The organism is Streptomyces bikiniensis (genome assembly GCF_000716625.1).
Taxonomy (GTDB): domain Bacteria; phylum Actinomycetota; class Actinomycetes; order Streptomycetales; family Streptomycetaceae; genus Streptomyces; species Streptomyces bikiniensis.
On sequence record NZ_JNXJ01000001.1, the window covers coordinates 1 to 14,901 of the forward strand.

The following is a 14,901-nucleotide window of genomic DNA, read 5'->3' on the forward strand; positions in this document are numbered from 1 at the left end:
CGGCCTGCCCGTCCGGCGCTCGGCCACCGTCGGCTCCGACCCGCGCTTCGCCGCCGCCGTCCGCGACCTCCTCCTGGAACGAGCCGCCACCGAACGGGGGACCCGGGCGGAACGGTGCGCCCTGGGCACCCTCGGCCCCTCCCACGACCTGTGCCCGATCGGCTGCTGCCCGGCCCGGACGGAACGACCCGCAGCCGCCGGCGCCGACAGCCCCTACGCGTAGGAGCCCCAGCCCGCGCAGGCGAAGCGGGCGTCCGAGTGAAGCCGTACGCGCAAGGAGATCCCATGACCGAGGTTCCCGACCCCCTGCTCACCGAACTGCACGAACTCGCCCTGGAAGCCGCCCGGCGGGCCGGAGCGCTGCTGCGCGACGGCCGGCCCGACGACCTGGCCGTGGCGAGGACCAAGACGAGCCCCATCGACGTGGTCACCGAGATGGACATCGCCGCCGAGAAGCTGATCACCGGCTTCCTCGCCGAGCACCGCCCGCAGGACGGCCTCCTCGGCGAGGAGGGCGCCGCCACCCCCGGCACCAGCGGCGTCCGCTGGGTCATCGACCCGCTCGACGGCACCGTGAACTACCTCTACGGCCTGCCCACCTGGGGCGTCTCGATCGCCGCCGAACGGAACGGCGAGACCGTCGTCGGCGTCGTCGAGGCGCCGATGCGCGGCGAGACCTACCACGCGGTCCTCGGCCGCGGCGCGTACGCGGGGGACCGGCGGCTCGCCGCCCGCCCCTCGCCCGCCCTCGACCAGGCCCTGCTCGGCACCGGCTTCGCCTACGTCCAGACCCGGCGCGACCATCAGGCCGACGTCGCCCGGCGGGTGATCCCGCTCGTCCGCGACATCCGGCGCGGCGGCTCGGCCGCCCTGGACCTCTGCGACGTCGCCGCGGGCCGCCTCGACGCCTACTACGAGCGCGGCCTCAACCCCTGGGACCTCGCGGCGGGCGCGCTGATCGCCCGCGAGGCGGGCGCCCTGACCGGCGGTCGCCCCGGAGAGCCGGAGTCCGGCGAGCTGACGGTGGCGGCCTCCCCGGGCCTCTTCGCGCCCCTCCAGGAGCTCCTGGAGGGACTGGGGGCCTGGCACGACTGACCCCGGCCCCGGTACGCACGAGGGCCCCGGAGCCGGGACGGCTCCGGGGCCCTCGTGCGGGTGTACGGCTCCGCCGGTGGAGCGGGCGGCGTCAGGCGCCCGGCGCGGCCACCTCCACGCCGTGCTCGGCGGCCAGGCGGTGCAGGTCCTCCAGCTCCGCCTGCTCCACCTCCACCAGGTAGTCGTCTCCCGTCTCACGCGCCCGCGTGAGGTCTGTTTGCGTGGTCCTGATGCGCTGCAGCAGGCCGGCGGTGAAAGCGTCCATCGTGCGCCCCCTCGTCGTGGGTCGAATGGCACGGGGGTGTGCCGAGGGTGGGTCGGATCACGCACCGTGGTCTCTGGGGGACAGAGGGCGTCGGGTGGCGCGCCACTACAGGGCGTGATCGCGGGGTGTGCAGTCGTCCTCCCCAGCGCTTTCCTCAGGGAAACCTCAACTGGCCCGCGAATCAGGTGAATTCTCGGTGCCCCCTCCGGGGGCGCCGCCCGCCCCGGGGCCCGCACCGTCGCCTTACAGCCGGTTTACGCGCGTACGGGGCAGGATGGACACCCACAGTCAGCTCAGGTACCGGCCGGTCCCCGCCCCGGGTCGCGGCTCAACGGAAGGATGTACGACGTGCGCGTACTCGTCGTCGAGGACGAGCAGCTGCTCGCCGATGCGGTGGCCACCGGACTGCGCCGGGAGGCCATGGCCGTCGACGTCGTGTACGACGGAGCGGCGGCCCTGGAGCGCGTGGGGGTCAACGACTACGACGTCGTCGTCCTCGACCGCGACCTGCCCCTCGTGCACGGCGACGACGTCTGCCGCCGGATCGTCGAGCTGGGCATGCCCACCCGCGTCCTGATGCTCACCGCCTCCGGGGACGTCAGCGACCGCGTGGAGGGCCTGGAGCTGGGCGCGGACGACTACCTCCCCAAGCCCTTCGCCTTCACCGAGCTCACCGCGCGCGTGCGAGCCCTCGGCCGCCGCACCACTGTTCCCCTCCCGCCCGTCCTGGAGCGCGCCGGCATCAAGCTCGACCCGAACCGCCGCGAGGTCTTCCGCGACGGCCGCGAGGTCCAGCTCGCGCCGAAGGAGTTCGCCGTCCTGGAGGTCCTCATGCGCAGCGAGGGCGCCGTCGTCTCGGCCGAGCAGCTCCTGGAGAAGGCCTGGGACGAGAACACCGACCCGTTCACCAACGTCGTCCGCGTCACCGTCATGACCCTGCGCCGCAAGCTCGGCGAGCCCCCCGTCATCGTCACCGTGCCCGGCTCCGGCTACCGGATCTGACCCGATGGCCACCACCCCCGCGCCCCACCCCCAGGCGCCCCCCAAGCCGACCTGGGACCCCAGGGACCCGGTCCGCCCGCTCCTGCGCCCGACCATCCGGATACGGCTCACCCTGCTGTACGGCGGGATGTTCCTGATCGCGGGCATCCTGCTGCTCTCGATCATCTACCTCTTCACCGCGCAGGCGCTCAGCGACAGCGCGGCCCAGCTCCCCTTCAAGATCGTCAAGGGCGAGGTCCAGGCCACCACCTCCCTGTGCGTCCTGCCCGGCACGGGCACCGTCGACCAGTTCAACGACGCGGTGTCCGTCTGCCTCCGGCACCAGAGCGACCGGGCCCTGGACGACCTCCTGCGCCGCTCGCTCTTCGCCCTGCTCGGCCTGAGCATCATCGCCTTCGCCTTCGGCTACGCCATGGCGGGACGGGTGCTCTCCCCGCTCGGCCGGATCACCCGCACCGCCCGCCAGGTGGCCGGTTCCGACCTGTCCCGGCGGATCGAGCTGGACGGCCCGGACGACGAGCTCAAGGAGCTGGCCGACACCTTCGACGAGATGCTGGAGCGCCTGGAGCGGGCCTTCACCGCCCAGCAGCGGTTCGTCGCGAACGCCTCGCACGAGCTGCGGACCCCGCTCGCGATCAACCGCACCCTCCTGGAGGTGCACCTCTCCGACCCCGGGGCCCCGGTGGAGCTCCAGCAACTCGGCAAGACCCTGCTCGCCACCAACGAGCGCAGCGAGCAGCTCGTCGAGGGCCTGCTCCTGCTCGCCCGGAGCGACAACCAGATCATCGAGCGCAAGGCCGTCGACCTCGCCGAGGTCGCCGAGCGGGCCGTCGACCAGGTGCACGCCGAGGCCGAGGCCAAGGGCGTCGAGATCCGGGGCGAGCGGGCGCCCGCCGTCGTCCAGGGCAACGGCGTCCTGCTCGAACGGATCGCCCTGAACCTGCTCCAGAACGCCGTGCGGTACAACGTGCCGGAGGGCGGCTGGGTGGAGGTCGGCACCGAGTCCGGACACGGCCGGGCGGTGCTGCTCGTCTCGAACACGGGACCCGTGGTCCCCGCGTACGAGATCGACAACCTCTTCGAGCCGTTCCGGCGGCTCCGGCAGGAGCGGACCGGCAGTGACAAGGGGGTCGGGCTCGGCCTGTCGATCGCCCGGTCCGTGGCCCGCGCCCACGGCGGCCGCATCATCGCGGAGCCCCGTGAGGGCGGCGGCCTCGTGATGCGCGTCACTCTGCCGATCTGACACACTGCACGTGCCGACCGGTTCCGTTCGCTTTGCGCGGAATTCCGCGGCCCCGCCCCTGAGACGCTCATGTGTGATCGATCACAGGGGAGGGCGTGCGGGCATCCACTCTCCGTGACCGGGAAATCCCTCCGAAAACCAGGAAAAGTCCGGGTTTCCGGGGGCCTGGATGACGGGAAGTACACGGGGTGGCGCCCGCGAGGGACACCCGTGGGACCGTGTACGGTCCGGTTCGCCACCCGAAGCCGATCACTCATGAGAGGGCGCGACGGGTGTCGATTGAGTAACAGACCTTGATGTGAGGCAAAATCTCCGCCTCAGGTCGGGCACAAGTCCGACCTCTCACGCGTTACGTGCGCTGGAGACACCGCAACCACCCAGAGGGGGAGAGCGACATGGCAACGGATTACGACACCCCACGCAAGACCGACGACGACGTCGACTCGGACAGCCTTGAGGAACTGAAGGCCCGCCGGAACGACAAGTCGACCTCGACCGTCGACGTCGACGAGTTCGAGGCCGCCGAGGGCCTGGAGCTTCCGGGCGCCGACCTCTCGAACGAGGAGCTGGCCGTCCGGGTCCTGCCCAAGCAGGCGGACGAGTTCACCTGCATGAGCTGCTTCCTCGTGCACCACCGGAGCCAGCTGGCCCGGGAGAAGAACGGTCAGCCCATCTGCCGCGACTGCGACTGAGAACGCTCGGCCGTGGCAGGCGACACACCGTCCCGGAAGCGGCGTCTGCGGCTCCCCGGGAGCCCGCGGACGGACAAGGGCGGACCAGGCCCGGCAGAGGGTGCCCAGGAGGCCCCCGACGCCGAGCCCACCGCCTCCCTGCCCTCCCTCGGCGCACGTGACGACGAGCGGGGCCTACCGGCCTCGCTCGAAGCGGTCACCGGACCGGAGGCGGCACCCCTCCCCGCGGAGCGGGGCACGGGGCAGGATGACGGGCCGCCCGTCGAAGCACGACGAGCCGGGCGCCTCGACGCCGTCAAACGGCTCGCCGACCCCGCACGGGACCGGCTCGACAAGCTGAAGATCGACCCCGGCCGGATCGACGCCGTCCGGCGCGGCGTCGCGCAGGGCGTGAAGCGCGGCGGAGACAGCGCCAGGGCCGGCATCGGCCATCTGGCCGACCGGCTGATCGACCTCGCCCCGCGGATCCCCGTCCGCGACCTGGCGACCCTGCGCAAGCAGTTCCCCGGGCTCGGCCCCGAGGAGATCGCCGACAAACTCGTCACCGGCGCGGCGAACGCCTCCTCGACCGTGGGCGCCGGCATCGGCGCCGCCGCCATGCTGCCCGTGCCCCCGGCCATGCCCGCCGAGCTGGCGGCCGAGATCACCGGCGTCGCCGCCGTGGAACTCAAGCTCATCGCCGAACTGCACGAGGTGTACGGCCTGCGGCCCCCCGGCCGGCTGACCCAGCGCTCGGCGGCCTATCTGACCTCCTGGGCCGAGGAGCGGGGCATCGACCCCACCAAGCCCACCACCGTCAACGCGGCGCTCGGCGGACAGCTCAAGCGCGAACTGCGCCAGCAGATCATGAAGCGCATGGTGCGCAACCTGCCGAACCTCATGCCGTTCATGGTGGGCGCCGCCGTCGGCGCCGTCATGAACCGCCGCGACACCAAGAAGCTCGCCTCGCACATCCGCAAGGACCTGCGCGAGCGCCAGATCCCCTGGGACGCCCTCCCGGAGCTGCCCCCGCTGGAGCAGCCCGAGAACCCCGAGGAGCTGGACTTCTAGGCCCGCCGTGCCGAAGGCGGCTGCGGCTTCCAGCCCCCGGTGCCGGTCCGCTTTCAGTCCCTGGTGCCGGTCCGCACGGCCTCGACGGCCGCCTCCAGGGCCTCCGGCTCGCGCGTGGACAGGTACACGTACGGCGTCGGGTCCGCCGGGTCCACCACCTCGATCCGCACCGCCCGCGGCACGTAGCTCCGCATCAGCATGAAGGCGCGCGGATCGGCCTTGTGCGTGCGCCAGGCGCGCGCCTCCTCCGCGTCGAGGACCTCGACCGCCCCCAGGGCGGAGACCGGGATCCGCGCGTCCCCCGCCACCAGCGAACCGGCCACCACCCGGATGCGGGCGGAGCCGTACGAGGAGACCGCGGCGCCGGCGAGCACCGCCGCCACGATCAGGCCGCCCAGCATCGGGACCGTGCCGAACGGGAACATGATCAGACCGCCGGACAGGCCGAGCAGGCCCGCGATCGCCCACCAGGAGCCGGGCGCCGTCAGCCGCTCGTCGAAGCGCGGCGCGGCCGGGGCGGCGGAGGACTCGGGGGAGGGGGCCGGGGACGGTACGGAAGGCTGCATGCGTCCAAGCTTGGCACGGCGCGACCCGCGTCCGTCCGCGCGGGTAAGGTCTGCGCCTGTGACTGCAACATCTGCCGCCCTCACCCCGCCGGCCGACGCCATACCGCCGGTACGCCACCCCGACGCGCCGGCCCCCGGCGAGCTCCTCGGCTCGCACTACGGGCACTGTTTCGGATGCGGCGGCGGGCAGCCCCACGGCCTCCACCTGGAGGCGCGGGCGGGCGAGGGCGTGACCGTCACCGCCGAGTTCACGGTCACCGCCGACCACCAGGGCGCCCCCGGCCTCGCGCACGGCGGCGTCCTCGCCACCGCGCTCGACGAGACCCTCGGCTCCCTCAACTGGCTGCTGCGGGTCATCGCCGTGACCGGACGCCTGGAGACCGACTTCCTCCGGCCCGTGCCGGTCGGCACCGTGCTCCACCTGGAGGCCGCCGTCACCGCCGTGCACGGCCGCAAGCTCTACTCGACCGCCGTCGGCCGGATCGGCGGGCCCGAGGGCCCCGTCGCCGTCCGCGCCGACGCCCTCTTCATCGAGGTCAAGGTCGACCACTTCATCGACAACGGGCGCCCGGAGGAGATCCGGGCGGCCATGTCCGACCCCGACCAGGTCAGGCGCGCCCGCGCCTTCGAGGTGAACCCCTGATGCGCAACCCCGTCGACGTACTGATCCGGCGCGTGGACCCCGAGGTCCCCATTCCGGCCTACGAGCACCCCGGCGACGCCGGCGCCGACCTCGTGACCACGGAGGCCGCCGTCCTGGCCCCCGGCGAGCGCGCCGTCCTGCCCACCGGCGTCTCCCTGGCCCTCCCCGACGGGTACGCCGCCTTCGTGCATCCGCGCTCCGGCCTCGCGGCCCGCTGCGGAGTGGCGCTCGTGAATGCCCCGGGGACGGTGGATGCCGGGTACCGTGGAGAGATCAAGGTGATCGTGGTCAACCTCGACCCGCGCGAGAGCGTGCGGTTCGAGCGATTCGACCGGATTGCCCAACTCGTCGTCCAGCAGGTCGAGAAGGTGCGCTTCCACGAGGTGGCGGAACTTCCCGGTTCGGCGCGGGCCGAGGGGGGCTTCGGGTCCACCGGCGGCCACGCCGCCGTGGACGGCACAACGGGTGGGAATCGATACGCTTCGGTCGTATCCGACCGGGAAGGACAGTGACGTGTTCGGACGTCGCAAGAAGAGCGGTGCCGCCGAGGACGCGGCGGGCGAGGCCGAGCAGGTCGTCGACGCGGTGGAGGACGAGGACGACGCGGCCGAGCCGCGTCGGGTGAACCTTCCGCCCGCGCCCCGGCCCGACGGGCCCTGGGACATCTCCGAGGTCACCAAGCCCGACGAGGGCCGCGTGGACCTCGGCGGGATCTTCGTACCCGGCGTCGAGGGAATGGAGCTGCGGGTCGAGGTGGCGGGCGACGCGATCGTCGCGGCCACCGTCGTGCTGCGCGACAGCGCGGTGCAGCTCCAGGCCTTCGCCGCCCCCAAGAACGAGGGCATCTGGGGCGAGGTCCGTGACGAGATCGCCACGGGCATCGTGCAGCAGGGCGGTGTCATCGACGAGGTCGAGGGGCCGCTGGGCTGGGAGCTGCGCGCGCAGGTCCCCGTGCAGCTGCCGGACGGCAACCGGGGCGTGCAGCTCGTGCGCTTCGTGGGCGTCGACGGGCCCCGCTGGTTCCTGCGCGGAGTGATCTCCGGACAGGGCGCGGTCCAGCCCGAGGCGGCCGGCCTCCTGGAGCAGATCGTCCGCGACACCGTGGTCGTCCGCGGCGACGGCCCGATGGCCCCGCGCGACCCGATCGTCCTCAAGCTGCCGAACGACGCGCAGATGGTGCCGGACGGCGTGCAGCAGGAGGAGCAGGAGAACTCCCGCTTCTCCGGCGGCATGGGCCAGCTCCAGCGCGGCCCGGAGATCTCCGAGATCCGCTGAACGACGGGCTGCGGAAGCCCGTGGACGAGGCCGGTGGGCCGTCTCCCGACCGCGAGGTACGGGAGACGGCCCACCGGCGTGTCCCGCTCTCCCCGGTTGTCCACAGGCCGGAGCCCCGCCCCTGGTCCTCCGGACCCGCGCCGGACCATACTGGCGAGCGCACGCGTTCGAAGAGGGGGAGCACACGGTGAGCGAGAGCAGCACGGGGTCCGCGACGGCCGTCGTCGAGGACCCGGCGGACCGGCCCATGGTCCGCGTCGAGGACCTGCGCCGCTCGTACGGCACGGGCGAGGCCGCGGTCCACGCCCTGCGCGGCGTCTCCTTCGACATCCCGCGCGGCGAGCTCGTCGCCCTCAAGGGCCGCTCCGGCTCCGGCAAGACGACCCTGCTCAACCTCGTGGGCGGTCTCGACAGCGCCGACGGCGGCCGGATCGTCATCGACGGCACCGACCTCTCCACGCTCGGCGAGAGCGGACTCCTGGAGCTGCGCCGCGACCGGATCGGCTTCGTCTTCCAGTCCTTCGGCCTCCTCCCGATCCTCTCCGCCGCGGAGAACGTGGGCGTCCCCCTGCGGCTGCGCAGGGCGGACCCGAAGGAGCGCGAGGAGCGGGTGGCCCTGCTGCTCGGCCTGGTGGGCCTCGCCGACCACGCGGCCCAGCGGCCCGGCGAGCTCTCCGGCGGCCAGCAGCAGCGCGTCGCCATCGCCCGCGCCCTCGCCAACAGGCCGGCCCTGCTCATAGCCGACGAGCCGACCGGCCAGCTCGACGCCGAGACCGGCCTCGCCGTCATGCAGCTGCTGCGCGCCGTGGTCCGCAGCGAGGGCTGCACGGCCCTGGTCGCCACCCACGACCCCCAGCTCCTGGGTCTGGCGGACCGGGTCCTGGAGCTGCGCGACGGCGAGATCCTGGAGGCCTGAGGACACCCGGGACCCGTCTTCCGGATCCTTCCGGATCGTGCCGGATCGGGGAGACGGCCCCGGACGCGGGCGGGCATCAGGATCACGTCAATACCGCCCGCGACCGTTCTCCGCGTGCGGGACGGCCGGTCGGCTGGACGTATGGTCGAGCCATGGGACGCGGCAAGCTACGCATCTACCTCGGCGCTGCGCCGGGCGTCGGCAAGACCTACGCGATGCTCTCCGAGGGCCACCGCCGGGTGGAGCGCGGCACGGACTGCGTGGTCGCGTTCGTGGAGCACCACGGACGCCCGCGCACGGAGACCGTGCTGCGCGGCCTGGAGCAGGTGCCGCGCCGCACCCTGGAACACCGGGGCGCCACCCTCACCGAGATGGACGTCGACGCGGTCCTGGCCCGCCGCCCCGCGGTCGCCCTCGTGGACGAGCTCGCCCACACGAACGCGCCCGGCTCCCGCAACCCCAAGCGCTGGCAGGACGTCGCCGAACTGCTCGCGGCCGGCGTCGACGTCGTCTCCACCGTCAACATCCAGCACCTGGAGTCGCTCGGCGACGTGGTCGAGGCGATCACGGGCGTGCGCCAGCGGGAGACCGTCCCCGACGAGGTCGTGCGCCGGGCGGACCAGATCGAACTGGTCGACATGAGCCCGGAGGCGCTGCGGCGCCGGATGGCCCACGGCAACGTCTACACCTCCGACAAGGTCGACGCGGCCCTCTCCAACTACTTCCGCCCCGGCAACCTCACCGCCCTGCGCGAACTGGCGCTGCTCTGGACCGCCGACCGGGTCGACGAGTACCTCCGCAAGTACCGGGGCGAGCACAACATCCGCTCCACCTGGCAGGCCCGGGAGCGCATCGTCGTCGGCCTGACCGGCGGCCCCGAGGGCCGCACCCTCATACGCCGGGCCACCCGCCTCGCCGAGAAGGGCGCCGGGGGAGAGGTCCTCGCCGTCTACATCGCCCGCAGCGACGGACTCACCGCGGCCTCCCCGAAGGAGCTGGCCGTCCAGCGCACCCTGGTCGAGGACCTCGGCGGCACGTTCCACCACGTCATCGGCGACGACGTCCCCACCGCGCTCCTGGAGTTCGCCCGCGGGGTCAACGCCACCCAGATCGTCCTCGGCTCCAGCCGCCGCCGGTCCTGGCAGTACGTCCTCGGCCCCGGCGTCGGCCAGACCGTCGCCCGCGACTCCGGACCCGACCTCGACGTCCACATCGTCACCCACGGCGAGGTCGCCAAGGGCCGCGGCCTGCCGGTCGCGCGCGGCGCCCGCCTCGGCCGCTCCCGCATCCTCGCCGCCTGGACGGTCGGCGTCGCGGGCCCCGCCTGCCTCGCCCTGCTCCTCACCCATGTCGACGCCGACCTCGGGCTCGCCAACGACATGCTGCTCTTCCTCGCCCTGACGGTGGCCTCCGCGCTGCTCGGCGGGTTCCTGCCGGCGCTCGCCTCGGCCGCCGCCGGCTCGCTCCTCCTCAACTGGTTCTTCACCCCGCCCGTCCACCGCCTCACCATCGCCGACCCCAAGAACATCGTCGCCCTCGCCGTCTTCCTCGGCGTCGCGATGTCGGTCGCCTCGGTGGTCGACCTGGCCGCCCGCCGCACCCACCAGGCCGCCCGGCTGCGCGCCGAGTCCGAGGTGCTCTCGTACCTCGCGGGCAGCGTGCTGCGCGGCGAGACCAGCCTCGACGCCCTCCTCGAACGGGTCCGCGAGACCTTCTCCATGGAGTCGGTCGCTCTCCTGGAGCGCGAGGACGACGTCGAACCGTGGACGCCCGTCGCGAGCGTCGGCCCCCACCCGGCGGTCCGGCCGGAGGACGCGGACGTCGACATGCCGGTCGGGGACCGCCTGGCGCTCGCCCTCTCCGGCCGGGTGCTGCCCGCGGAGGACCGGCGGGTCCTCGGCGCCTTCGCCGCCCAGGCCGCCGTCGTCCTCGACCGGCAGCGGCTCGTCGGCGAGGCGGAGGAGGCCCGGAAGCTGGCCGAGGGCAACAAGATCCGCACCTCCCTGCTCGCCGCCGTCAGCCACGACCTGCGGACCCCGCTCGCGAGCATCAAGGCCTCCGTCTCCTCCCTCCGCTCCGACGACGTCGAGTGGTCCGAGGAGGACCGGGCCGAGCTCCTGGAGGGCATCGAGGCCGGGGCCGACCGCCTCGACCACCTCGTCGGCAACCTCCTCGACATGTCCCGGCTCCGGACCGGCACCGTCGCCCCCCTCATGCGGGTCGTCGACCTCGACGAGGTCGTCCCCATGGCCCTCGGGGGAGTGCCGGACGGCAGCGCCGAGCTCGACATCCCCGAGACGCTGCCCATGGTCGAGGTCGACAAGGGCCTCCTGGAGCGGGCCGTCGCCAACATCGTGGAGAACGCCGTGAAGTACAGCCCCGGGGGCGTGCCCGTCACCGTCGCCGCCAGCGCCCTGGGCGACCGGGTCGAACTGCGGGTCGTGGACCGCGGCCCCGGCGTCCCCGACGAGGCCAAGGACGGCATCTTCGAACCCTTCCAGCGCTTCGGCGACGCCCCGCGCGGCTCCGGCGTCGGCCTCGGCCTGGCGGTGGCCCGCGGCTTCGCCGAGGCCATGGGCGGGACCCTCGGCGCCGAGGACACCCCGGGCGGCGGCCTCACCATGGTGCTCACCCTGCGGGCCGCGCGGGGCGGGCCCCCGGCCCCGGCCGCCGACCTGCCGGCCCACGCGGTGACCTGAACCGCGCCCCCGCCCCGTACCCGTACCCGTACCACCGTCCCGTCCGCCCGCACGGCGGCCGAAAAGGAAGGCATCACCCCATGACCCGGGTCCTCGTGGTCGACGACGAGCCGCAGATCGTCCGCGCCCTGGTGATCAACCTCAAGGCGCGCAAGTACGAGGTCGACTCCGCCCCCGACGGCGCCACCGCCCTCCGCCTCGCCGCCGACCGGCACCCCGACGTCGTCGTCCTCGACCTCGGCCTGCCCGACATGGACGGCGTCGAGGTCATCAAGGGCCTGCGCGGCTGGACGCGGGTGCCGATCCTGGTCCTCTCCGCCCGGCAGACCTCCGACGAGAAGGTCGAGGCCCTCGACGCGGGCGCCGACGACTACGTCACCAAGCCCTTCGGCATGGACGAACTGCTCGCCCGGCTGCGCGCCGCCGTGCGCCGGAACGAGCCCGTCGGCGTCCCCGAGGGCGGGATCGCGGTCGTCGAGACCGAGGACTTCACCGTCGACCTGGCGGCGAAGAAGGTCCACCGCGACGGCCGGGACGTCCGGCTCACCCCCACCGAATGGCACCTCCTCGAAGTCCTCGTCCGCAACAGCGGCCGCCTGGTCGGCCAGAAGCAGCTCCTCCAGGAGGTCTGGGGACCGTCGTACGGCACGGAGACCAACTACCTCCGGGTGTACATGGCGCAGCTCCGCCGCAAGCTGGAGCGCGACCCCTCCCACCCGCGCCACTTCGTCACCGAACCGGGCATGGGGTACCGCTTCGAACGCTGAACCGGACGCCGTACGGAGGGGCGCCCCGGGCCCGGTCCCCGTGACGGCGGCGGCCGGTACGCTTTCTGTATGAGTGCTGCACCGCGTACAGAGAAGCCGGCCGGGAGGTTCCGCCGGATGCTCGACCGGCTCTCCTCCTCGTCCGAGGACCTGGAGTCCGAGGAGCTCCAGGAGGACGCCGAGGCGTCGGGGTGCACACGTATCTCCGACTGCTCCGACCGCCAGATAGTCAAGGTGACTGGTACCTTGCGCACGGTCACGCTGCGCCCCCGGGCCGGTGTGCCCGCCCTTGAGGCCGAGCTCTTCGACGGCACGGCGCCGCTCGACGTCGTCTGGCTCGGCCGCCGCTCCATCGTGGGCATCGAGCCCGGCCGCAAGCTGATCGCCTCCGGCCGGATCTCCCTGAGCCACGGCAGGCGGGTCCTCTTCAACCCCAAATACGAGCTCCGACCGCTCGGACAGGAGTAGCCGGTGACGTCCCTCGACAAGCCGACCAGCACGGACCAGGGCGCCCAGGACGCACGCGCCTCGAAGGAGGCCACCGAGGCCGCGCTGTTCGAGGCCTTCGGCGGTCTGCGGGGCATGGTCGAGACGGTCGTGCCGGGCCTGCTGTTCGTCACGATCTTCACGGTCAACAAGAACCTGTACGCCTCGGCGATCGCCGCGCTCGCGGTCTCCCTCGTCCTCGTCGCCGTCCGGCTGATCCGCCGCGACACCGTCAAGCACGCCTTCAGCGGCGTCTTCGGCGTCGCCTTCGGCGTGGTCTTCGCGATGATGACGGGCAACGCCAAGGACTTCTACCTGCCGGGCATGCTGTACACGCTGGGCCTCGCCCTCGCGTACATCGTCACCGCCATGGCCGGAGTGCCCCTGATCGGCCTGATCCTCGGCCCGGTCTTCAAGGAGAACCTCTCCTGGCGCACCCGCAACCCGGGCCGCAAGAAGGCGTACACCAAGGCGAGCTGGGCCTGGGGCCTGATCCTGCTCGGCAAGTGCGCCATCCTCTTCCCGCTGTACTTCTGGGCCGACCCGACCCGGTTCGGCTGGGTCTCCGTCGCCCTGAAGATCCCGCCGTTCCTGCTCGCGGTCTACCTCACCTGGGTGTTCCTCGCGAAGGCCCCGCCGCCGATCGACGTCTTCGCCGAGATGGAGGCGGAGGAGCGCGCGGAGAAGGCGCGCGAGGAGGCGGCCGCGGCCGAGGGCCGGCCGGAGGCCTGAGCCCCGGAGCCGGGGCTGCCCGCCCCCGGCACGTCCACCGTATGCACGGAGAAGGGCCCGGACCTGGTGGACAGGTCCGGGCCCTTCCGTACGGCAGTCTGCCGTCAGGGCGTCTCGCGACGCACCTGCAGCAGGTCCTCCAACTGCTCCTCGCGGGCCTGCGCGGCCACGAACAGCAGCTCGTCACCGGCCTCCAGGGTCTCCTCGGGGCTCGGCGTGAGCACCCGCGAACCGCGGATGATCGTCACCAGCGAGGTGTCCTGCGGCCAGTCCACGTCCCCGACCGAGGTGCCGGCGACGGCCGACTCCGGCGGAAGCGTCAGCTCGACCAGGTTCGCGTCGCCGTGGCTGAAGCGCAGCAGCCGGACCAGGTCGCCGACGCTCACCGCCTCCTCCACCAGGGCCGACATCAGACGCGGCGTCGAGACGGCCACGTCCACGCCCCACGCCTCGTTGAACAGCCACTCGTTCTTCGGGTTGTTCACCCGGGCGACCACCCGCGGCACGCCGTACTCGGTCTTGGCGAGCAGCGAGACGACCAGGTTCACCTTGTCGTCGCCGGTCGCCGCGATCACCACGTTGCAGCGCTGGAGCGCCGCCTCGTCCAGGGAGGTGATCTCGCAGGCGTCGGCGAGCAGCCACTCCGCCTGCGGCACCCGCTCGACCGAGATGGCGGTCGGCGCCTTGTCGACGAGCAGCACCTCGTGCCCGTTCTCCAGGAGCTCGCCCGCGATGGAACGGCCCACCGCACCCGCGCCCGCAATGGCGACACGCATCAGTGACCACCCTCCTCGGGACCCTCCGCGAAGGCCTCCTCGACCTTCGCGATCTCGTCCGTACGCATCATCACGTGCACCAGGTCGCCCTCCTGGAGCACCGTCTGCGACGAGGGGATGACGGCCTCGCCGAGCCGGGTCAGGAACGCCACGCGCACCCCCGTCTCGTCCTGGAGCCGGCTGATCTTGTGGCCGATCCAGGCCGGCGAGGTGTGCACCTCGGCGAGCTGCACGCCGCCGCTCGGGTCCGTCCACAGCGGCTCCGCGCCCGAGGGCAGCAGCCGCCGCAGCATCTGGTCGGCGGTCCAGCGGACCGTCGCGACCGTCGGGATGCCCAGGCGCTGGTAGACCTCGGCGCGGCGCGGGTCGTAGATCCGCGCCGCCACGTTCTCGATGCCGAACATCTCGCGCGCGACCCGCGCCGCGATGATGTTCGAGTTGTCGCCGCTGCTCACCGCGGCGAAGGCCCCGGCGTCCTCGATCCCGGCCTCGCGCAGCGTGTCCTGGTCGAACCCCACGCCCGTGACGCGCCGACCGCCGAAACCCGACCCCAGGCGCCGGAAGGCCGTCGGGTCCTGGTCCACGACCGCGACCGTGTGCCCCTGCTGTTCGAGGGTCTGCGCGAGAGCGGCTCCCACTCGCCCGCAGCCCATGATGACGATGTGCACGTCCCCTTACCCCGCACTCCTGATCG

17 protein-coding genes and 1 pseudogene are annotated in these 14,901 nt (G+C 73.0%); 14 read left to right on the forward strand and 4 right to left on the reverse strand.

The features are described from left to right. Positions 1-223, forward strand: a pseudogene (locus OO47_RS00005) (ferrochelatase); the annotation flags it as partial. A 62-nt stretch (positions 224-285) separates the two neighbouring features. Beyond that, complete coding sequence (locus tag OO47_RS00010; protein ID WP_030211222.1) at positions 286-1,095, forward strand: inositol monophosphatase family protein; 810 nt, start codon at positions 286-288, stop codon at positions 1,093-1,095. Between the two features lie 91 nt (positions 1,096-1,186). Here OO47_RS00010 and OO47_RS37135 read toward each other — a convergent pair whose 3' ends face one another. Further along, on the reverse strand, positions 1,187-1,360 hold the full coding sequence (locus tag OO47_RS37135) for a hypothetical protein (RefSeq protein ID WP_167308975.1): 174 nt from the start codon (positions 1,358-1,360) through the stop codon (positions 1,187-1,189). Between the two features lie 348 nt (positions 1,361-1,708). Between OO47_RS37135 and OO47_RS00015 the strand changes: the two genes are divergently transcribed. The 4 genes from OO47_RS00015 (at position 1,709) to OO47_RS00030 (ending at position 5,347) form a co-directional block, all read left to right on the forward strand. Beyond that, complete coding sequence (locus OO47_RS00015; RefSeq protein WP_030211224.1) at positions 1,709-2,362, forward strand: response regulator transcription factor; 654 nt, start codon at positions 1,709-1,711, stop codon at positions 2,360-2,362. 4 nt (positions 2,363-2,366) lie between these two features. Continuing rightward, complete coding sequence (locus tag OO47_RS00020; RefSeq protein WP_030211226.1) at positions 2,367-3,605, forward strand: sensor histidine kinase; 1,239 nt, start codon at positions 2,367-2,369, stop codon at positions 3,603-3,605. 395 nt (positions 3,606-4,000) lie between these two features. Continuing rightward, complete coding sequence (locus OO47_RS00025; RefSeq protein WP_003955561.1) at positions 4,001-4,297, forward strand: DUF4193 domain-containing protein; 297 nt, start codon at positions 4,001-4,003, stop codon at positions 4,295-4,297. A gap of 12 nt (positions 4,298-4,309) precedes the next feature. Next, positions 4,310-5,347 carry a hypothetical protein gene (locus OO47_RS00030; RefSeq protein WP_030211228.1) on the forward strand — a complete coding sequence of 346 codons (1,038 nt, stop codon included), beginning with the start codon at positions 4,310-4,312 and terminating at the stop codon, positions 5,345-5,347. A gap of 53 nt (positions 5,348-5,400) precedes the next feature. On the opposite strand, the gene OO47_RS00035 is transcribed toward OO47_RS00030, so the two are convergent. Further along, positions 5,401-5,913, reverse strand: a complete 513-nt coding sequence (locus OO47_RS00035) for a DUF3093 domain-containing protein (RefSeq protein ID WP_030211229.1) — start codon at positions 5,911-5,913, stop codon at positions 5,401-5,403. Positions 5,914-5,971: 58 nt separating this feature from the next. Between OO47_RS00035 and OO47_RS00040 the strand changes: the two genes are divergently transcribed. The 8 genes from OO47_RS00040 to OO47_RS00075 all read left to right on the forward strand — a co-directional run bounded on the left by OO47_RS00040 (position 5,972) and on the right by OO47_RS00075 (position 13,431). Continuing rightward, positions 5,972-6,556, forward strand: coding sequence for a PaaI family thioesterase (locus OO47_RS00040; RefSeq protein ID WP_030211231.1), 585 nt, complete (start codon positions 5,972-5,974; stop codon positions 6,554-6,556). Further along, a complete protein-coding gene (gene dut / locus OO47_RS00045) occupies positions 6,556-7,068 on the forward strand; it encodes a dUTP diphosphatase (protein ID WP_030211236.1) in 513 nt (170 codons plus the stop codon). The genes OO47_RS00040 and dut overlap by 1 nt, the downstream gene beginning before the upstream one ends. Position 7,069: 1 nt before the next feature. After that, positions 7,070-7,831 (forward strand): DUF3710 domain-containing protein, encoded by a 762-nt coding sequence (locus OO47_RS00050; protein WP_030211239.1) that lies wholly within the window; start codon positions 7,070-7,072, stop codon positions 7,829-7,831. A gap of 187 nt (positions 7,832-8,018) precedes the next feature. Then, positions 8,019-8,747 carry an ABC transporter ATP-binding protein gene (locus tag OO47_RS00055; protein ID WP_030211241.1) on the forward strand — a complete coding sequence of 243 codons (729 nt, stop codon included), beginning with the start codon at positions 8,019-8,021 and terminating at the stop codon, positions 8,745-8,747. Between the two features lie 152 nt (positions 8,748-8,899). Then, entirely contained in the window at positions 8,900-11,446 is a 2,547-nt protein-coding gene (locus OO47_RS00060) for a sensor histidine kinase (protein WP_030211244.1), read from the forward strand. Between the two features lie 80 nt (positions 11,447-11,526). Then, positions 11,527-12,213, forward strand: a complete 687-nt coding sequence (locus OO47_RS00065) for a response regulator (RefSeq protein WP_030211245.1) — start codon at positions 11,527-11,529, stop codon at positions 12,211-12,213. 69 nt (positions 12,214-12,282) lie between these two features. Next, entirely contained in the window at positions 12,283-12,681 is a 399-nt protein-coding gene (locus OO47_RS00070; protein WP_078489404.1) for an OB-fold nucleic acid binding domain-containing protein, read from the forward strand. Positions 12,682-12,684: 3 nt separating this feature from the next. Beyond that, a complete protein-coding gene (locus OO47_RS00075) occupies positions 12,685-13,431 on the forward strand; it encodes a DUF3159 domain-containing protein (RefSeq protein WP_030211249.1) in 747 nt (248 codons plus the stop codon). 104 nt (positions 13,432-13,535) lie between these two features. Here the strand turns inward: OO47_RS00075 and OO47_RS00080 are convergent, their stop codons facing one another. Both OO47_RS00080 and OO47_RS00085 read right to left on the reverse strand, forming a co-directional pair. Beyond that, on the reverse strand, positions 13,536-14,207 hold the full coding sequence (locus OO47_RS00080; protein WP_030211251.1) for a potassium channel family protein: 672 nt from the start codon (positions 14,205-14,207) through the stop codon (positions 13,536-13,538). Further along, positions 14,207-14,875, reverse strand: coding sequence for a potassium channel family protein (locus OO47_RS00085; RefSeq protein WP_030211255.1), 669 nt, complete (start codon positions 14,873-14,875; stop codon positions 14,207-14,209). Before OO47_RS00085 ends, OO47_RS00080 begins: the two co-directional genes overlap by 1 nt. Positions 14,876-14,901 lie beyond the last annotated feature (26 nt).